Source organism: Bradyrhizobium sp. CW1 (assembly GCF_023100665.1).
In the GTDB taxonomy this organism is placed as follows: domain Bacteria; phylum Pseudomonadota; class Alphaproteobacteria; order Rhizobiales; family Xanthobacteraceae; genus Bradyrhizobium; species Bradyrhizobium canariense_D.
Map to the genome: position 1 here is coordinate 5,742,141 of NZ_CP064684.1, position 16,568 is coordinate 5,758,708.

General features: G+C 64.4%; 15 protein-coding genes. 6 read left to right on the forward strand and 9 right to left on the reverse strand.

The features are described from left to right. Positions 1-90 precede the first annotated feature (90 nt). The 4 genes from IVB54_RS27995 to IVB54_RS28010 all read right to left on the reverse strand — a co-directional run bounded on the left by IVB54_RS27995 (position 91) and on the right by IVB54_RS28010 (position 5,041). Positions 91-1,815 (reverse strand): FAD-dependent oxidoreductase, encoded by a 1,725-nt coding sequence (locus IVB54_RS27995; RefSeq protein WP_247776533.1) that lies wholly within the window; start codon positions 1,813-1,815, stop codon positions 91-93. Positions 1,816-1,874: 59 nt separating this feature from the next. Further along, on the reverse strand, positions 1,875-2,894 hold the full coding sequence (locus tag IVB54_RS28000) for a trypsin-like peptidase domain-containing protein (protein WP_018457168.1): 1,020 nt from the start codon (positions 2,892-2,894) through the stop codon (positions 1,875-1,877). 91 nt (positions 2,895-2,985) lie between these two features. Beyond that, positions 2,986-3,435: a hypothetical protein gene (locus IVB54_RS28005; RefSeq protein WP_018457169.1), complete on the reverse strand. Its 450-nt coding sequence runs from the start codon at positions 3,433-3,435 to the stop codon at positions 2,986-2,988. Positions 3,436-3,442: 7 nt separating this feature from the next. Then, positions 3,443-5,041 (reverse strand): GMC family oxidoreductase, encoded by a 1,599-nt coding sequence (locus tag IVB54_RS28010; protein ID WP_247363502.1) that lies wholly within the window; start codon positions 5,039-5,041, stop codon positions 3,443-3,445. A 196-nt stretch (positions 5,042-5,237) separates the two neighbouring features. On the opposite strand from IVB54_RS28010, the gene IVB54_RS28015 reads away from it, so the two are divergent. Beyond that, complete coding sequence (locus IVB54_RS28015) at positions 5,238-6,026, forward strand: thermonuclease family protein (RefSeq protein WP_018457171.1); 789 nt, start codon at positions 5,238-5,240, stop codon at positions 6,024-6,026. A 219-nt stretch (positions 6,027-6,245) separates the two neighbouring features. On the opposite strand, the gene cyoD is transcribed toward IVB54_RS28015, so the two are convergent. The 4 genes from cyoD to IVB54_RS28035 are packed head-to-tail and all read right to left on the reverse strand — an operon-like array spanning position 6,246 to position 10,096. Further along, positions 6,246-6,635: a cytochrome o ubiquinol oxidase subunit IV gene (cyoD, locus tag IVB54_RS28020; RefSeq protein ID WP_018457172.1), complete on the reverse strand. Its 390-nt coding sequence runs from the start codon at positions 6,633-6,635 to the stop codon at positions 6,246-6,248. Then, complete coding sequence (locus tag IVB54_RS28025; protein ID WP_018457173.1) at positions 6,632-7,273, reverse strand: cytochrome (ubi)quinol oxidase subunit III; 642 nt, start codon at positions 7,271-7,273, stop codon at positions 6,632-6,634. Before IVB54_RS28025 ends, cyoD begins: the two co-directional genes overlap by 4 nt. Next, positions 7,273-9,273: a cytochrome o ubiquinol oxidase subunit I gene (gene cyoB, locus IVB54_RS28030; RefSeq protein WP_085362444.1), complete on the reverse strand. Its 2,001-nt coding sequence runs from the start codon at positions 9,271-9,273 to the stop codon at positions 7,273-7,275. Before cyoB ends, IVB54_RS28025 begins: the two co-directional genes overlap by 1 nt. Next, positions 9,263-10,096 carry a cytochrome ubiquinol oxidase subunit II gene (locus IVB54_RS28035; protein WP_247776534.1) on the reverse strand — a complete coding sequence of 278 codons (834 nt, stop codon included), beginning with the start codon at positions 10,094-10,096 and terminating at the stop codon, positions 9,263-9,265. Before IVB54_RS28035 ends, cyoB begins: the two co-directional genes overlap by 11 nt. Before the next feature lie 231 nt (positions 10,097-10,327). Here IVB54_RS28035 and IVB54_RS28040 point away from each other — a divergent pair, with 231 nt between their 5' ends. The 3 genes from IVB54_RS28040 to IVB54_RS28050 are packed head-to-tail and all read left to right on the forward strand — an operon-like array spanning position 10,328 to position 12,511. Beyond that, positions 10,328-11,140 (forward strand): SDR family oxidoreductase, encoded by an 813-nt coding sequence (locus IVB54_RS28040; protein ID WP_018457176.1) that lies wholly within the window; start codon positions 10,328-10,330, stop codon positions 11,138-11,140. 14 nt (positions 11,141-11,154) lie between these two features. Further along, complete coding sequence (locus IVB54_RS28045; protein ID WP_018457177.1) at positions 11,155-11,709, forward strand: carboxymuconolactone decarboxylase family protein; 555 nt, start codon at positions 11,155-11,157, stop codon at positions 11,707-11,709. 1 nt (position 11,710) lies between these two features. After that, positions 11,711-12,511 (forward strand): SDR family NAD(P)-dependent oxidoreductase, encoded by an 801-nt coding sequence (locus tag IVB54_RS28050; RefSeq protein ID WP_018457178.1) that lies wholly within the window; start codon positions 11,711-11,713, stop codon positions 12,509-12,511. 168 nt (positions 12,512-12,679) lie between these two features. Here the strand turns inward: IVB54_RS28050 and IVB54_RS28055 are convergent, their stop codons facing one another. Beyond that, a complete protein-coding gene (locus IVB54_RS28055) occupies positions 12,680-14,020 on the reverse strand; it encodes a sorbosone dehydrogenase family protein (protein ID WP_247776535.1) in 1,341 nt (446 codons plus the stop codon). A 235-nt stretch (positions 14,021-14,255) separates the two neighbouring features. Here IVB54_RS28055 and IVB54_RS28060 point away from each other — a divergent pair, with 235 nt between their 5' ends. Both IVB54_RS28060 and IVB54_RS28065 read left to right on the forward strand, forming a co-directional pair. Beyond that, positions 14,256-15,446 (forward strand): urate hydroxylase PuuD, encoded by a 1,191-nt coding sequence (locus IVB54_RS28060; protein WP_026233319.1) that lies wholly within the window; start codon positions 14,256-14,258, stop codon positions 15,444-15,446. A gap of 147 nt (positions 15,447-15,593) precedes the next feature. Beyond that, entirely contained in the window at positions 15,594-16,451 is an 858-nt protein-coding gene (locus IVB54_RS28065; RefSeq protein WP_018457181.1) for a VOC family protein, read from the forward strand. The last annotated feature ends 117 nt before the right edge of the window (positions 16,452-16,568 follow it).

Here is a 16,568-nt window from a genome sequence, read left to right on the forward strand (position 1 = left end):
GCCTACGCTAAAGCTTCGGCGCGCCCAGACTTCGACCTCGGCGAAGCCTTGGCGTAGCCGGGTCGCGGGGCATGACAGCGGTGGAAATGGCTAGACCAACGCTGTGGCCGCACTCGCCCCGGCCACACTCCCCTCCGCCAGATGCCTTCCTGCGATGTACCCGAACGTCAGTGCCGGTCCCAACGCGATCCCCGGCCCGGGACAATTGCCGTTCATGATCGAGCCCATGTCGTTGCCGCAGGCGTAGAGGCCCGCAACCGGCGTGCCGTCCTCGCGCAATACGCGCGCCTGGGCATCCACCTTCATGCCGATCGCCGTGCCGAGATCGGCCGGATAAATCCGCATCGCAAAGAACGGCGCGTAGAGGATGGGCGCGACGCAAGGGTTCGGCTTGTGGCTGATATCACCAAGGTGTCGCTGAGAGATGGTGCTGCCGCGACCGAACTCGGGATCGCGGCCGTCCTTCGCATCGGAATTGTAGTTTGCGATCGTCGCCGCGAGTATCGACGGCTTGATGCCGATCTTCGCTGCGACCTGCGCGATATCAGCGGCCTCGACCAACTCGCCGCTCGCCACATAGCGTCTGATATTGCGGGTGAACGGCTTGATGCGGCCTAGGCCGTAACTCCACAGGAACGGACCGTCGCAGATCAGATAGAACGGCCGGTCCGATTCGCCGTCACCGTCACGCAGCATCGCGAGCACGAACTCGTGGTAGGACAGCGCCTCGTTGGCGAAGCGCCGGCCGGCCGCATTGACCGCGATCACGCCGGGCTTGGCGCGGTCGGTCGCTGTATGCGGGAAAACACCACGGCTTCCATCGGCACGCCGGAACAGCGAGGCCGGCACCCAATAGGCCGGGCTCGTCGCATCCGTGTTGAGCGCTGCGCCGGTTACAGTCGCGAGGCGGAGCCCGTCACCCGTGGCGGACGGGTGGGTCGCCGAGATGAATCCGGCAGCGGGTGGGAAGAAGCGCTTGCGCAAGGTTGCGTCGTGCGAAAAGCCGCCGGTCGCCAGCACCACACCGCGCCGCGCGGCGATCAGGCGATCGCGCGAGCCATGACGGATAATTACCCCGCCGACCCGCTCGCCCTGCGTGGACAGGCCTTCGACGTCCGCACTGAAGAGGATCTCGACCTGCCGGGCCAGCAGCGAGGCATACAGCCGTGCGGCGAGTGCGTTGCCAAGCTGCAGCGTCGTGCCGCGCGGGCCGCGCAGCCGCTGCCACGCATGCTCCGAAACCAGCCGCGCCGCGCGAAGAGTCGAGCGCAGCGATCTTCCGGCCCGGTGCAAATGCGGGATGTCGAGGCGGTTGACCATCATCCCGCCGAACAGCGTGAACTCCGGCACCGGCGCGCGCAGCCGCGCGAATGCGGCCCCCAGCCGCGTGCCGTCGAAGACGACCGGCTCGAGCACGCGCCCGCCCGGCGTCGCGCCCAATCGCTCCGGATAATAGTCCGGACACGCTTCCACCGGCTGGAGCCGCACTTGCGTGTTGGCTTCGAGATAGGTGACCGCCTCCGGTCCGCGCGCGAGGAAAGCGGCGCGGAGGCCCGCATTGGCGGGCTCCGGCACTGTGCTCGACAAATATTGCACGGCGTCCGTTACGCTATCGGAGAGCCCCGCCTCTTCCATCTTGGCATTGGCGGGAATCCAGACCGTGCCATCGGACCACGCGGTGGCGCCGCCGACGAAAGCGGTCTTCTCGATCACCAACACGCGCAGGCCTTCGGCGGCGGCGACGGCCGCGGCCGTCATGCCACCGGCACCGGCGCCGACGACGATGACATCGTAGGTCTCATGCGCCGGCATCATGCGGCGGGGTTCCCGAAGCGAGGCATGACACCGTCATACCCCGCTTAGGCGCCCACACGCTAGCGGGCCGGCTTGCGCTCGACCGGGTCGATATCGATCGCCCGCAGACGGCCGAGCCGCAGGACGTCCATGGCGAGCCGCCGGCCGATCCGGTCGCGGTCGAGCACACGGATCAGATCGTCGACGCCGTTGATCTCGACGCCGTCGAGGCCGATGACGACATCGCCGGACAACAGGCCCGCCTTCGCCGCCGGCCCGTCCGGCTCGATCTGCGCCAGCAGCGCGCCCATCTTGTTCTCGACACCCGCCAGCAACGCGTGCCGCCGCGGGATCGGCGCGGTCTGGCCGGCCACGCCGATATAGGCGCGACGGACATAGCCGTGGCGGATGATCTCCGACAGCACGAATTGCGCGGTGTTGCTGGCGACCGCGAAGCAGATGCCTTGCGCGCCGTTAATGATGGCGGTGTTGATGCCGATCACCTCGGCATTCGACGATACCAGCGGGCCACCGGAATTGCCGGGGTTGAGCGCAGCGTCGGTCTGGATCACGTCCTCGATGGTGCGGCCACTGACCGAGCGGATCGAACGCCCGAGCGCCGAGACCACGCCGGCGGTGACGGTCGATTCAAAGCCGAGCGGATTGCCGATCGCGATCACGAGCTGGCCCCGCCGCAAGGTCTTGGAGTTGCCGAGCGCCGCATAGGGCAAGTCCCGCACGCCATTGGCGCGAAGCAGCGCAAGGTCAGTGTCGGGATCGACGCCGAGCACCCGGGCGTCGCCGACATGGCCCTCGACGTCGCGCAGCCGGATCTCCTTCGACGAGCCGACCACGTGGCTATTGGTGAGAACGAGCCCGTCCGGCGAGATCACGATGCCCGAGCCGAGCCCGCCGCGCTCGCGGCCGTTCGGCACCTTTGGCCCGGTCTCGACGCGCACGACGGCGGGACCAACGCGGTCGGTCACGTCGATCACGGCATTGGAATAGGCGTCCAGCAGGGCCCGGTCGTTGCCCGGGACAGCCGCTGTCGCTCGCGATGACGATCCGTCATCGGCAATGTCTGAAGTAAAATCCAGCATGGCAACAGTCCTTGAGGCTCACACAGATGGTGGCCTGCTCCGTGAGGCGCAAGGGATCCGTCCGGCGCGCAAGGCTGGACTGCCCAGGTGGCTAGGGCGCCCGTCGCAGCGTGCCGGCCCTTGCCTTGACCGGGTCGAGCAGCGACCAGTCGCCATCCGGCAGCACATGGCCCTTGGGAAAAGGTGCGCGCGGCTCGATCCCGAGCGAGCCCAGCACACGGTCGTCGCGGTAGTAGCATTGCAGCACCACACGGACGAGCGTCGCGGCAGCCGGGCCGCCATGCCTGCGAAACTCCTGCGCCACCGCATCGCGCCTGGCAGCATCGAGCTCGGCCAACGGTTGGCCAGCAAGCCGCGCCAGATGGTCGAGCGCCGCCACCACCAGTTTGCTGTCCCGTCCCAACGTCGCCAGCATGTCAGCCTGGATCGCGGGATCGTCGGCGCCGGGCACCTTGTACTCTTCGCTGGCGGGAACGATCATCGCGGCGATGGCTCGGAGGTCGTCGCGCTGGGCGCGTGTCAGTTGGTTGTCTGCGGACATGATGGCCTCAGTCGAAGAGATTGGCGAGGCGCTGCTTCATCTGGTCGGCGATGTAGAGCGCGAGGGCCTGGATGGTGGACGTTGGATTGACCCCGCCCGAGGTAACGAAGATGCTGCCGTCGACGATGAAGAGGTTTTTGACGTCGTGCGCGCGGCCCCATTCGTTGACTACGGAGCGGTCGGGGTCGGTGCCCATGCGTGCCGTGCCGAGCAGGTGCCAGCCGCCCCAGGAGATCGGCGAGTTGACGCAGATGTCGCTCGCCCCAGCGGTTTCGAGAATCTCCCGGCCCCGCGCCAGCGCATGCTCCATCATCTTCCGGCTGTTCTCGCTGATCGTGTAATTGATCTTCGGCGCGGGAATGCCGTGACCGTCCTTCAAGACCGGATCGAGCGTGACCTGGTTATGCTCCTCCGGCAGGTCCTCGCAGATCGCGGAAAACCCGATCCGGTGGCCGTTGAGCTTGCGGAAGACGCGGTGATGATCGGCGCCCCACGGCAGAATGCCCTTCTGCTCGCTGACGACAGCCTCGAACACCGGCCCCGCGCCGCGCACGAACTGAACGCCATAGCCGCGCACGAAGCCGCGCGACAGGTCCGTGTCATACCATTCCTTGCTCCACAGGCAGGTCGGCGGCGCGCGGTTGCTATCGGTCGGCTCCTTCACATAGCCGTAGATCTGCGCATAGGGATGGAACATCAGGTTCTTGCCGACGAGTCCGGACGAATTGGCAAGCCCGTTCGGAAAGCGGTTCGATGCCGAATTCAGCAGCAGCCGCGGCGTGCCGACTCCGTTGCAGGCGACGATAACGACATGCGCCGGCTGAAACTGCTCGACGCCGTCCTTGTCGTAATAGACCACGCCGGTGGCCATGCCGCTCTCGTCGGTGGTAATCTCGCGCACACGGCAGTGCGTACGCAGCTCGACACCGGCGCGGACCGCATGCGGCCAATAGGTGATGTCGGTCGAGGATTTGGCGCCTTGCGCGCAGGCCGGCGTGCAATGGCCGAGATTGATGCAGCGCGCGCGGCCCTCGTAGTCCATGGTCGCGACCGTCGTATCCGACGGCCACCAGTGCCAGCCAAGCTTGTTCATGGTCTTGCCGATGATCGCACCCGACAATCCCATCGGCTGTGGCGGCATCGGCGGATGCGTCAGCGGCGAGAGCGGGTCGCCCGACAGGCCAGACGTGCCCATCATCCGGTCGTTCTCTTCGAAGAACGGGGTCAGCGCGTCGTAATCGATCGGCCAGTCGTCGGCGACGCCGTCGAGCGTCCTCACCTTGAAATCGGAGGGATGCAGCCGCGGCCAGTGCGCGGTGTACATCACCGTCGAGCCACCGACCGCATTGTAGTTGACGACCTTGATCGGCGAATTGTCGTCGTTGATCGGATAGTCCTCGGGCCGGCCGCGGACGTTGGGGCTTGACGACCACTCGCCGTAGAATTTGGCCTCCCAGTCCCGGCCCGTGCTGGGATATTCCGCCGGGTTCATCCAGCCGCCCTGCTCCAGGCAGAGAATATGCATCTTGGTCTCGGCCAGCGACCATGCCACCGCCGCGCCTGAAGCGCCGGCGCCGATGATCAGGACGTCCACAGGGTCATTCATCACAAATTTTTCCTCCCTTCGCCGCTTCCCGGGCGATTCGGCCTCCGCTCCGCGAGGCCGGCGAACGATAGGATCAGAGCTGCGGCCGAGTAAAGCCACGAGGCCGGAATGTCGCACTTCGCGGGGCGCAGACCATTGGTATCGCCACATCCGGATGCTAGGAACAAGGCGCACGAGCCATCGATAGCGAGACCTTATGTCCTTCCGAAAATCCTTTGCCAACGCCCGCGCTTTTGCGTTCGTTTGCTTTCTCGCCCTGTCCGGATTTCTGGGCACCACCGGCCCCGGCTCCGCGTTGACGGCCACCGCGACGGTCCGCGACGGCAACGCCGTTCAGCTCGGCGACGTCACCTACCGCCTCGAGGGCATCGACGCACCCGAGCTGGATCAGGTCTGCATCGACGATCACGCCGATCCCTGGACCTGCGGGATCGAGGCCCGCGACCAGCTCGCCAAGCTGATTGGCAAGCGATCGGTGCGTTGCGACGATGTCGGACCGGAAAAGAGTTTTGGCAAGCGGCACCGCGCGATCTGCACGGCCGAAGGCGACAAGACCAGCTTGAACGAGCAGCTCGTCAAGCTGGGCTATGCCATCGCCCGCGAGCCGGTCAAGGCGAACGTCAAGTCGGCCGCGGCCGATGCGAAATCAACCTCGGCCGGAATTTGGAAGGGCTGCTTTGTTGCACCGCAAGAATTCCGCACCGGCAAGAAGGACGGCGCGCTCCTGGGCGCCGCCTGCCGCGCCGACCGCGACAAGGAGATTCGCGCGGTGTTGTTTCCCGAGGATCTGACGATGCCGCCGAGCTGTGGCATCAAGGGCAAGCTTGCGGTGCGCGCGCGCGTGACCGGCAATATCGGCATCTACCATTTACGGGGCTGCCCGAGCTACCCCGCGACCACCAAGCCGGACCGCTGGTTCTGCTCGGAGGACGACGCCCAGGCTGCGGGCTTCCGCAAGGCCTACAATTGCCGGCGGCCAAAATAGCGAAGCTCATCACGCAGCCGTGAGCGGCAGCCGAAGACAGTATTCATCCGGAATTGAACTCTATCGGGAGTTGCTGCATTTGTAAGCGTACGCGAGCGCTTTGCGCGAGCGTTTCTTTAGCGGCAATCCGGCTCCGGCCCGATTGCTTTGCTCGGGCGTTTCCTCCCTAGACTTGGGCCGCTTGTCACAACAAGCGGCTCTTCTTTTTTGCACAATGCGCTAGCGGCGCATCGGCATGATCTGATCCATGGCCGGCATGTTCGCGTTCAGATGCGCCATGATCCAGACGGTGCCACCGACCACCAGGAACACCACCAGCAGCCCGAAGGCGAGCGCCAGCACGTTGTTGGTATTATCGGGGCCGGTGGTGATGTGCAGGAAGAACACGAGATGCACGCCCATTTGCGCGATCGCCAGCACGATCAGCGCGACGGGAATCGAAGGCTGCCAGACCAGATCCGTGCCCGCGATGAAGAACGACGTCGCCGTCAGCAGCAACGCGAGAACAAGACCGACCACGTAGCCGAGGATGCGCGTCCCGACACTGTGTTGCTCCTCATCGCCCGGCGCAAGATCATGGCCGGCCGGCATATGCGTCTGATCGCTCATACGCCACTCCCAAGCAAATAGACGACGGAGAAAACTCCGACCCAGACAATGTCGAGCGCGTGCCAGAACAGCGCAAAGCACATCATCCGGCGCAGCACGTCGGCACGAAAACCCTTTGCGAAGACCTGGGCCATCATGGTGAGCAGCCACAATATGCCGGCGGAGACGTGGAGGCCATGGCAGCCGACGAGGGAGAAGAACGAGGTCAGGAAAGCGCTGCGCGATGGGCCATAGCCGCGGGCAACGAGATCAGCGAATTCGCGAAACTCAATGACCAGAAAGATGAGGCCGAGCAAACACGTCACGGCCATCCCGAGATAGAACCACAGCCGGTTGCGCACATCGGCCGCGATGCTCGCCATGCCACACGTGAAGCTTGACAGCAGCAGGCAGACCGTCTCGATCGCGACGTTTCGCGGCTCGAATATCTCCGAACCCTTCGGGCCGCCGGCGGTCTGGTCGGCCAGCACCGCGTAGGCCGCAAAGAAGCAGGAGAACATCACGATGTCGGAGAGCAGGAAGATCCAGAAGCCATAGGCGGTCACGATGCGCTTCGGCGCCGGCCCGGGATGCTCGATAACGAGGCCGATGTGATGGGGATCGGCGTGCGCTCGGCCGGCGGTCGCGGTCATTGACATCAGACTGTCCCCGCCATGCTGACGAGGCTGCGCCGCTCCTCGAGGTTGACGCGGTCTATCGCCGCGACCTCCTCGGCCGGAATGACGTATTCGTCATGGTCGCGCCAGGCGAACACGACGAATGTCGCGAACGCTCCGATACCGCCCAAAATCACCATCCACCAGATGTGCCAGATCAGCGCAAAGCCCATGACGGTGGCGAAGAACGCGCAGACGAACCCGGTCGGCGAGTTCCTGGGCATCTCGATGTCATGATACTCGGGCGCATCATGATCGAGCGATTGCTGCTTGGCATGAGCCTTCATGTCCCAATAGGCATCCTCGCCGCGCACATCGGGATTGAAAGCGAAGTTGAAAACGGGTGGCGGCGACGACGTCGCCCATTCCAGCGAGCGGCCGTCCCAGGGATCGCCAGTGCGGTCGCGCAGGGCCTCGCGGTTGCGGATGCTGACCACGAGCTGCACGATCTGGCAGATCACGCCGATCGTCAGCACGGCCATGCCGACCGCTGCAACCAGCATCCATGGCCGCCACGCCGCGACGTCATAGTGCTGCATGCGCCGCGTCATGCCCAGCATGCCGGCGACGTAGAGCGGGATGAAGGTGACGTAGAAGCCGAGGAAAGTGAACCAGAATGCGAGCTTGCCCCAGCGGTCGTTGAGGCGAAAGCCGAACGCCTTCGGGAACCAGTACTCGAAGCCGGCGAAGGCGCCGAACAGCACGCCGCCGATGATGACGTTGTGGAAGTGCGCGACCAGAAACATGCTGTTGTGGAGAATGAAATCGGCCGGCGGCACCGCGACCAGCACGCCCGTCAATCCGCCGATGATGAAGGTGACCATGAAGCCTATCGACCACAGCATCGGCGTCTCGAAGCGGATGCGTCCGCCATACATCGTGAACAGCCAGTTGTAGATCTTCACTCCCGTCGGTATCGCGATGATCATGCTGGCAATGCCGAAGATAGCGTTGACGTCGGGACCCGCTCCCATCGTGAAGAAGTGATGCAGCCAGACCATGAAGGAGATGACGCAGATCGCCATGGTCGCCAGCACCATCGAGCGATAGCCAAACAGCGCCTTGCCGGAGAAGGTCGAGACCACCTCGGAGAAGATGCCGAAGGCCGGCAGAACTAGGATGTAGACCTCGGGATGCCCCCAGGCCCAGATCAGGTTCATGAACATCATGACATTGCCGCCGGCCTCATTGGTAAAGAAGTGGAAGCCGAGATAGCGGTCGAGCAGCAGCATCGCGAGGGTGGCGGTCAAGATCGGGAAAGCCGCGACGATCAGGAGGTTCGAGGCCAGTGTGGTCCAGCAGAACATCGGCATGCGCAGATAGTTCATGCCTTTGGTGCGCAGCTTTAGCACCGTCGTCACGAGATTGATGCCGGCCACCAACGTGCCGACGCCGGAGATCTGCAGCGACCATGCGTAATAATCGACGCCGACGCCCGGCGAGTAGGACAGTTCCGACAGCGGCGGAAAGGCGAGCCAGCCGGTGCGGGCGAACTCGCCGATCACAAGCGAGAGATTGACCAGCAGCGCACCGGTCGCGGTCAGCCAGAAGCCGACCGAATTGAGCGTCGGGAAAGCGACATCTCGTACGCCAAGCTGGAGCGGCACGATGAGATTCATCAGTCCGATCACGAACGGCATCGCCACGAAAAAGATCATGATGGTGCCGTGCGCGGAGAATATCTGGTTGTAGTGCTCCGGCGGCAGATAGCCTTGCGACTGGTAGGCGACCGCCTGCTGAATCCGCATCATGATGGCGTCGCTGCCGCCGCGCAGCAGCATCACCGAGGCCAGCAGGATGTACATCACGCCGATCCGCTTGTGGTCGACGCTGGTGATCCACTCGTGCCAGAGATAGGGCAGATGCCCCTTCACCACGACCCAGGCCAGCACGCCGAGAATCCCGACCAACACCACGGCGCCTGCGATCAGCGGTATCGGCTGATCGAACGGAATGGCCGACCAATCGAGCTTACCGAGCATCATGGCCTCCACTGTGCGACCGGCCTGCTTCGGATGCGAGCTCCGGCCCCGGTCCCGGCGGAATGTGCTGGGTCGCGATCAGGTCGAACAGTCGGGGATCGTCGAGCCTGTAGCTTGGCCTGCCCTTTTCGACGCCCTGCTGCATCAGCTTCTTGTAGCTGTCCTCATTGAGGACAGCATCGCTCTTCGCCGTGGTCGCGACCCAGTCCGGAAAGGCGAGCGGCGAGACCACGTTGACGTCGATCATCATGTCCGGAAATCCGTCGCCGGAAAAATGCGCCGACAGTCCCTGCAGCTTGCCTTCGTTGTCGGCGCGTAGGTTCAGCTTCGTCACCATGCCGTTCATGGTGTAGATCATGCTGCCGAGCTGCGGGATGAAGAAGGTGTTCATCACGCTCGAGGACGTCAGCTGGAAATTCAGCTCGGCGCCTGCCGGCACCGTCAGCGTATTGACGGTGGCGATGCGCTGGTCCGGATAGATGAAGAGCCATTTCCAATCGAGCGAGACGGCCTGGATGCGAACCGGGCTGCCGGTGCCGGGCACGGGTGCCGCGGGATCGAGCTGGTGCGAGCCGATCCAGGCGACGCCGCCGAGCAGGATCACGGTGAGCGCGGGGATCGCCCACACCACCATCTCGACGCGCCCGGAATAGACGAAGTCGGGCTGAAACTTTGCTTTGGGATTCGAGGCGCGAAACCAGAACGCAAAGGCCAAAATCGCGAAAATGGTCGGCACCACGATCGCGAGCATGATGAAGACGGAATCGACCAGGATGGTGCTGTTGGCCGCAGCCACAGGCCCTTGTGGATCGAGCAGATTCATCGGCAGGCCAATGACGGTTGGAAAGCCCCGGGGCAGAGCCTAGCGCGGGAAAGGCTCCGCAACAAACGCGATTGCGTGAGATCGGTTCCTAACGGCGCGGTCGATCGTTCGCCCTTCTCGCGCGGCGGCATGCAATTCCATGCGATGTCAATGACATGAAAGCGGGAGCCGGCCCTTCTCGCCGCTCCGCGCGATTGCTAGACTGCACGAAAATATTTGGGATGAAACGACATGCAGGGGCCCGAGGACGATCCCGGTCTCGCCGGCAAGGTGGCGCTGGTCAGCGGCGGGGGTGCTGCGGGCGACGGCATAGGCAACGGCCGCGCCGCCGCACTTCTACTGGCTCGCGCCAGCGCCAAAGTGCTGGTGGCCGATCGCGACCTCAAGCTCGCCGAACGCACCGTGGAGATGATCGCAGCCGAAGGTGGCACGGCCGCGGCGCATGGCGGTGACGTCACCAGCGAGAGCGATTGCAAGACACTGGTCGAAGCCGCGCTCGACCGCTGGGGCCGGCTCGATTTCCTCGACAACAATGTCGGCATCGGGAGCCGCGGCAGCGTGGTCGACGAAGCGCCCGAGCAATATCGCCGCGTCATGCAGGTCAATGTCGAAAGCATGTTCCTGCTCTCCAAGCACGCGATCCCTGCGATGATCCGGACCGCGCAGGGCGGTGCGATCGTCAACATCTCCTCGATCTCGGCGCTGCGGCCACGCGGGCTCACGAGCTATACGACCTCGAAGGCCGCCATCATCGGTCTCACCCGCGCGATGGCGGTCGATCACGGCCGCGACAACATCCGCGTCAACTGCATCTGTCCCGGGCCGATGTACACGCCGATGGTCTATGCCCGCGGCATGAGTGAGCAGGCCCGCGCCCAGCGGGAAAAGGCATCCTTGCTGAAAACGGAAGGCACCGGCTGGGACGTCGGCCATGCCGTCAAATTCCTGCTCAGCAATTTTGCGCGCTACATCACCGGCCAGGTGCTGGTGGTCGACGGCGGCGTGACGCTACAAGCCGCCGAACGTGAATCACAAGAACACTGAAAGGAACATCAGGGATGGCTCGCCTGCCCTATCTCGAGGCCGACCAGGTCGCGCCCGAATATCGCGACATGCTCAAGCGCAACACCAATCTGCACAAGCTGCTGATCAATTCGCCGGATATGGCGCGCGCCTTCAACGGCATCGGCGGCTACATCCGCTTCAAGAGCAAGCTCGACCCGCGCCTGCGGGAGCTTGCAATCCTCCAGGTCGGCTGGATGGAGAAGTCGGAATACGAGTTCACTCATCACGTGAAGATCGGCAGAGAGTTCGGCGTCACCGATGATGACATCGCCGGCCTGATGGCTGAGACCGAGGGCAAGCCCTCGACGCTCGAGCCACAGGCCAAGGCGATCCTGAAAGGTGCCCGCGAGATGGTACGCGAACTCGCGATCTCGGATGTGACCTTTGCCGAGATCAAGCAGCATCTCTCGGACGAACATATGGTCGACCTCGTGCTGACCATCGCCTTCTATTGCGGCGTGGTGCGCGTGCTCGCCACCATGAAGATCGACAACGAGCCATATTACAAAGAGGTACTCCAGCAGTACCCGATTCCGGGAGTGAACTAACATGCGCTTGAAGGACAAGGTTGCGGTCGTTGTGGGCGCCGGGCAGAGCCCGGGCGAAGGCATGGGCAACGGCCGCGCCACGGCGCTGACCTTCGCGCGCGAGGGCGCCAAGGTGTTGTGCGTCGATCATCATCTGGAATCAGCCGAGGAAACCGCCGCCATGATCGCCGCGCAGCATGGCACGGCAGCGGCGTTCAGGGCCGACGTCACAAAGTCTGCCGACATCAAGGCAATGGTCGCGGAGGCACAGGCGCGCTGGGGCCGGATCGACGTGCTGCACAACAATGTGGGCGTCAGCCTGTCCGGCGGCGACGCCGAGCTGCTGCAAATCACCGAGGAGGCGTTCGACCGCGTCGTCGCGATCAATCTGAAGAGCTGCATTCTGGCGGCGAAAGAGGTGATCCCGATCATGCGCGCGCAAGGAAGCGGCGTGATCATCAACATCTCCTCGATGGCGGCGATCACCACCTACCCTTACGTCGCCTACAAGGCGACGAAATCGGCGATGATCGCCTTCACCGAACAGCTCGCCTACCAGAATGCGGAATACGGCATCCGCGCCAACGTCATCCTGCCGGGCCTGATGAACACGCCGATGGCCGTCGACACCCGGGCCCGCGAATGGCACAAGACCCGCGCCGAAGTCGAAGCCGAGCGCGACAGCAAGGTGCCGCTGCGCAAGAAGATGGGCACGGGGTGGGACGTCGCGAATGCCGCGCTGTTCCTGGCCTCGGACGAGGCGAATTTCATCACCGGTGTGACGTTGCCGGTGGATGGCGGAGCGAGTGTGAGACGGGGGTAGACATCCTAAGCACGCTGCTCTTCCTTCTCCCCTTGCGGGAGAAGGTGGCGCGAGGCGCCGGATGAGGGGTTTCTCTCCGCACACGCAGAGGAGTTCGCCGATAGAACCTCACTCGTCCCGCCGCTGCGCGGCGAGCCACCCTCTCCCGCAAGGGGCGAGGGTACACCTTCATCGCGGCACGCTTGTCACCCGCCAGATCGTCCCGTTGCCGTCCTCCGACACCAGCAGCGATCCGTCCTTCGCCACGGCAACACCGACGGGCCGCCCCCACACCTCGGTGTCGCTCACCACGAATCCCGTGACGAAATCCTCATACTCGCCGGTCGGCTTGCCGTCCTTCATCCGGATGCGGATCACCTTGTAGCCGGTGCGCTTCGACCGGTTCCACGAGCCGTGCTCGGCCGCGAAAGCATCGCCCTGATACTCTGACGGAAACTGCGTGCCCTGATAGAAGGTCATGCCCAGCGAGGCCGAGTGCGGCTGCACCAGCACATCGGGCACCGTCACCTTGCCCTTGAGGTCCGGCCGCGCTCCGGCGTGACGCGGGTCTTCGTTGCCGCCGATATAGAACCACGGCCAGCCGTAGAACGCGCCTTCCTTCACGCTGGTGACGTAGTCAGGCACGAGATCGTCGCCGAGCCCGTCGCGTTCGTTGGTCGAGCACCAGGGCAGCCCGGTCTGCGGCTGGATCGCAAGTCCGACGCAGTTGCGGATGCCGCTGGCGTAGATCTTCCGCTCCTTGCCCTCGGGGGTGAAGGCGAGCACGGTGGCGCGTTCGGTCTCGCTGGCCCAGGCCGCACCGAGCGGTTGCGCTTTCGACCAGGCTTCCACGCCACCCGGCGGCGTGCCCATGCCCTCGGCGACGTTGCTGACCGAGCCGACCGACACCAGCATGCGCTTGCTGTCGGGCGTGAAGACGACGTCGCGGGTGGAATGACCGCCGTCATGCGGCAGGCTCGCGACAATCGTCTCCGCCTTGCCACCCGCCTTGAGATCGCCGGCCTGATAGGGAAAGCGGACGACGCTGTCGGTGTTGGCGACGTAGACCCATTGCGGATTGTCGCCGTTCGGGAAGAAGGCGATGCCGAACGGCTGCCTCATTCCGGCAGCGAACACCTCGTTGGTCGCGGCCTTGCCGCCATCGCCGGCGCGCAACACGCGGATGTTGCCCGCGCGCGTCTCGGCGACGAAGACATCGCCGTTCGGCGCCACGCGCACGATGCGCGGGGCGCGCAGGCCCTCTGCGAACAGCTCGATCTTGAAGCCGGCCGGGACCTGAAGCGCCCCCTCCGGCGGGCGCGGCACCACGCGCGACGAACTCGCAACCGACCGCGTGGCGCCGGGCCTGACCAGATCCTGCGGCCGGATCAACCTGACCGTGCCGGGCTTGTCGGCCTGCCAATCGCCGTAGGCGTCCTTGCCTTGCAGCACCGCCTCAGCCTGTGCGCAGGTCGCGACCGCGGCCAGCCATCCCGCGGACATCGCCGCGAATGAAATCCTGTTCTTCAAATCGTTTCCTCCCGGCCTTCACGTATTGCGCTTCAACGCCGATCGACGCGCAAACGTTCTGCGACAGGTCAAATGCCTGCCGAATCCCACGTCAGCTCATGCCCGCACGATGTGCAACAGCCGCAGCCCATCGTACTGGAAAATACGGCTGATCGGTGCGACACATTGTAAGGGCGGGACCGCCGGTTGCGGTCATCAAGGCTGCGGCATTGGGGTCGCACCTGTTGGGGTGATCATGTGGGGATCCATCATATCGGAATGGGCGAGCCTGCTGCTCCGCTGGCTACACGTGGTCGCCGCGATCGCCTGGATCGGCAGTTCCTTCTATTTCATCGCCCTCGACCTCAGCCTTAGGCCCAGGCGCGATCTGCCGGACGGCGTGCAAGGCGAGGCCTGGCAGGTCCATGGCGGCGGCTTCTACCGGATCATGAAATATCTGGTCGCGCCCGCCCAGATGCCGGACGAGCTGACGTGGTTCAAATGGGAGGCCTACACCACTTGGCTGTCCGGCTTCGCGCTGATGGTGGTGGTGTATTATCTCGAGGCCGATTTGTTCCTGGTCGACAAGTCGATCCTCGATCTCACGCCATTCCAGGCCGGCCTGTTCAGCCTCTGCAGCCTCGCGCTGGCGTGGCTGCTCTATGAAGGCGCCTGCCGTACCGGGCTGGCGCAGCGCGAGCTGCCCTTCGCGATCGGCGGCTATCTGTTCCTGGTCGCGTTGACCTATGCTTTCACCCACGTGCTGAGCGGGCGCGGTGCCTTCAACCAGATCGGGGCGATCATCGGCACCATCATGGTTGCCAACGTCTTCGCGCTGATCATCCCGAACCAGAAGAAGATCGTAGCCGCCCTTCTCGCAGGGCAGGCGCCCGATCCGAAGCTCGGCAAGACCAGCAAGGAGCGCTCGGTCCACAACAACTATCTGACGCTGCCTGTCGTCGTGCTGATGATCAGCAACCACTATCCCCTGCTCTATGCCACCCGCTTCAACTGGATCATCGTCGCAATCATCCTGGCGCTCGGCCCCGTGATCCGCCATTTCTTCAACGAGCGGCACGCCGGGCGCAAATCGCCGTGGTGGGTGTGGGGCGTCGCAGCGGTCGGCGTGATCGCGATCCTGTTCCTCTCGGCGGCCGGCCCGCGCGAGGTCAAGACAAGCGCGCTGTCAGCGCAGCCGACGCTTGCCAATGTCGAGGAGATCGTGATGTCCCGCTGCAGCATGTGCCATGCCGCCGAACCGGTCTGGGCCGGCATCGTCACCGCGCCGAAGGGCATATTGCTGGACGCGCCCGAGCACATCCATCGCAACATCCGCCTGATCGGCCGCGTCGCCGCCTGGTCCAATGCAATGCCGCCGGGCAACATCACCGAAATGACCAGCGAGGAGCGCGCCATCCTCGCCGCCTATATCGAGCAGGCGCGCTGACGCCATCAAGTGTCAGATATCGCGCTTCACGGAATGAAATTTCCGCATGTCCCACCGATTTGAAAATGACTTGACCGCCTATCCGGCGTAGACAGGATTTGCGGCCGCCGACGGCGGTCCAGTCAGTTTGCACTCGGGGAAAGAACAGTGGCCCTCAAGAACGTCATCGGTATCGACCACGCCGTGGTCATGGTGCAGGACCTCGACAAAGCCGCCGAAAACTACCGGCAGCTCGGCTTCACCATCTCGCCGCGCGGCACCCACAGCGCACATATGGGCACCGGCAACTACACGATCATGTTCGACCCGGATTATATGGAGCTGCTCGGCGTGCTCGCGGCGACCGAGCACAACGCGCCGGCGCGTGCCTTCCTCGACCAGCGCGGCGAAGGCATCGAGCGCATCGCCTTCACAGCGGTCGATTCCACCGCCGGCGCGGAGGAAATCCGCGCGCGTGGCCTGGAGCCGATCGGCCCGACCGATTTCGAACGGCCCGTGACGCTGCCTGATGGCACGATCTCGGCGGCGAAATTCCGCACCTTCATGTGGCCGACCGCAGAAGCGCCCGGCGGCGTGCGCATTTTTGCCTGCCAGCACAAGACGCCAGAGACGGTGTGGATTCCCGAGCTGATGAAGCACGCCAATGCGGCCAAGCGGATCAAGCAGACATTGATCGCGACGCCCGAGCCCGCGAAGGAAGCCGCGGATCTGGGACAGCTGATCGACCGCGAGCCGAAGGCTGAAGCCGACGGCGCAGTGACCGTGCCCTCCGGTGGCGATCGTGCCGATTTCGTTTACTTGACGCTGGAGCAGCTCGGCAAACGTTATCCCGGCGTGCCGCTCGCGGGTCTTTCCGAACGCGGTGGCGCTGCCCTGGTGCTTGTCAGCGGCGATCTCGCTGCCACCGACAAGGCGCTTGGTTCGGCAGCCGTGCGCAGCGGACCTGCGATCTGCGTGCCGCCGGCCAAGGCGAACGGCACCCTGCTCGCCTTTGTTGCCGGCTGATTTGAACTAATTCTTCAACGAGCGTCTACAGGGCGGCCCCAGGCTTCGGGGCTACCCGCGCCTTCAGGGCCAAGCGCATGTTCAAAGAGAAATCGCCGATCGCCTATGACGCGCCGG

Bases quoted from the DNA above. Each gene is read 5' to 3' on its own strand.
- IVB54_RS28005 (WP_018457169.1), bottom strand. From the start codon at position 3,435: ATGTCCGCAGACAACCAACTGACACGCGCCCAGCGCGACGACCTCCGA.
- IVB54_RS28045 (WP_018457177.1), top strand. From the start codon at position 11,155: ATGGCTCGCCTGCCCTATCTCGAGGCCGACCAGGTCGCGCCCGAATAT.
- IVB54_RS28050 (WP_018457178.1), top strand. From the start codon at position 11,711: ATGCGCTTGAAGGACAAGGTTGCGGTCGTTGTGGGCGCCGGGCAGAGC.
- IVB54_RS28025 (WP_018457173.1), bottom strand. From the start codon at position 7,273: ATGTCAATGACCGCGACCGCCGGCCGAGCGCACGCCGATCCCCATCAC.
- cyoD (WP_018457172.1), bottom strand. From the start codon at position 6,635: ATGAGCGATCAGACGCATATGCCGGCCGGCCATGATCTTGCGCCGGGC.
- IVB54_RS28015 (WP_018457171.1), top strand. From the start codon at position 5,238: ATGTCCTTCCGAAAATCCTTTGCCAACGCCCGCGCTTTTGCGTTCGTT.
- IVB54_RS28035 (WP_247776534.1), bottom strand. From the start codon at position 10,096: ATGAATCTGCTCGATCCACAAGGGCCTGTGGCTGCGGCCAACAGCACC.
- IVB54_RS27995 (WP_247776533.1), bottom strand. From the start codon at position 1,815: ATGATGCCGGCGCATGAGACCTACGATGTCATCGTCGTCGGCGCCGGT.
- cyoB (WP_085362444.1), bottom strand. From the start codon at position 9,273: ATGCTCGGTAAGCTCGATTGGTCGGCCATTCCGTTCGATCAGCCGATA.
- IVB54_RS28010 (WP_247363502.1), bottom strand. From the start codon at position 5,041: ATGAATGACCCTGTGGACGTCCTGATCATCGGCGCCGGCGCTTCAGGC.
- IVB54_RS28040 (WP_018457176.1), top strand. From the start codon at position 10,328: ATGCAGGGGCCCGAGGACGATCCCGGTCTCGCCGGCAAGGTGGCGCTG.
- IVB54_RS28060 (WP_026233319.1), top strand. From the start codon at position 14,256: ATGTGGGGATCCATCATATCGGAATGGGCGAGCCTGCTGCTCCGCTGG.
- IVB54_RS28000 (WP_018457168.1), bottom strand. From the start codon at position 2,894: ATGCTGGATTTTACTTCAGACATTGCCGATGACGGATCGTCATCGCGA.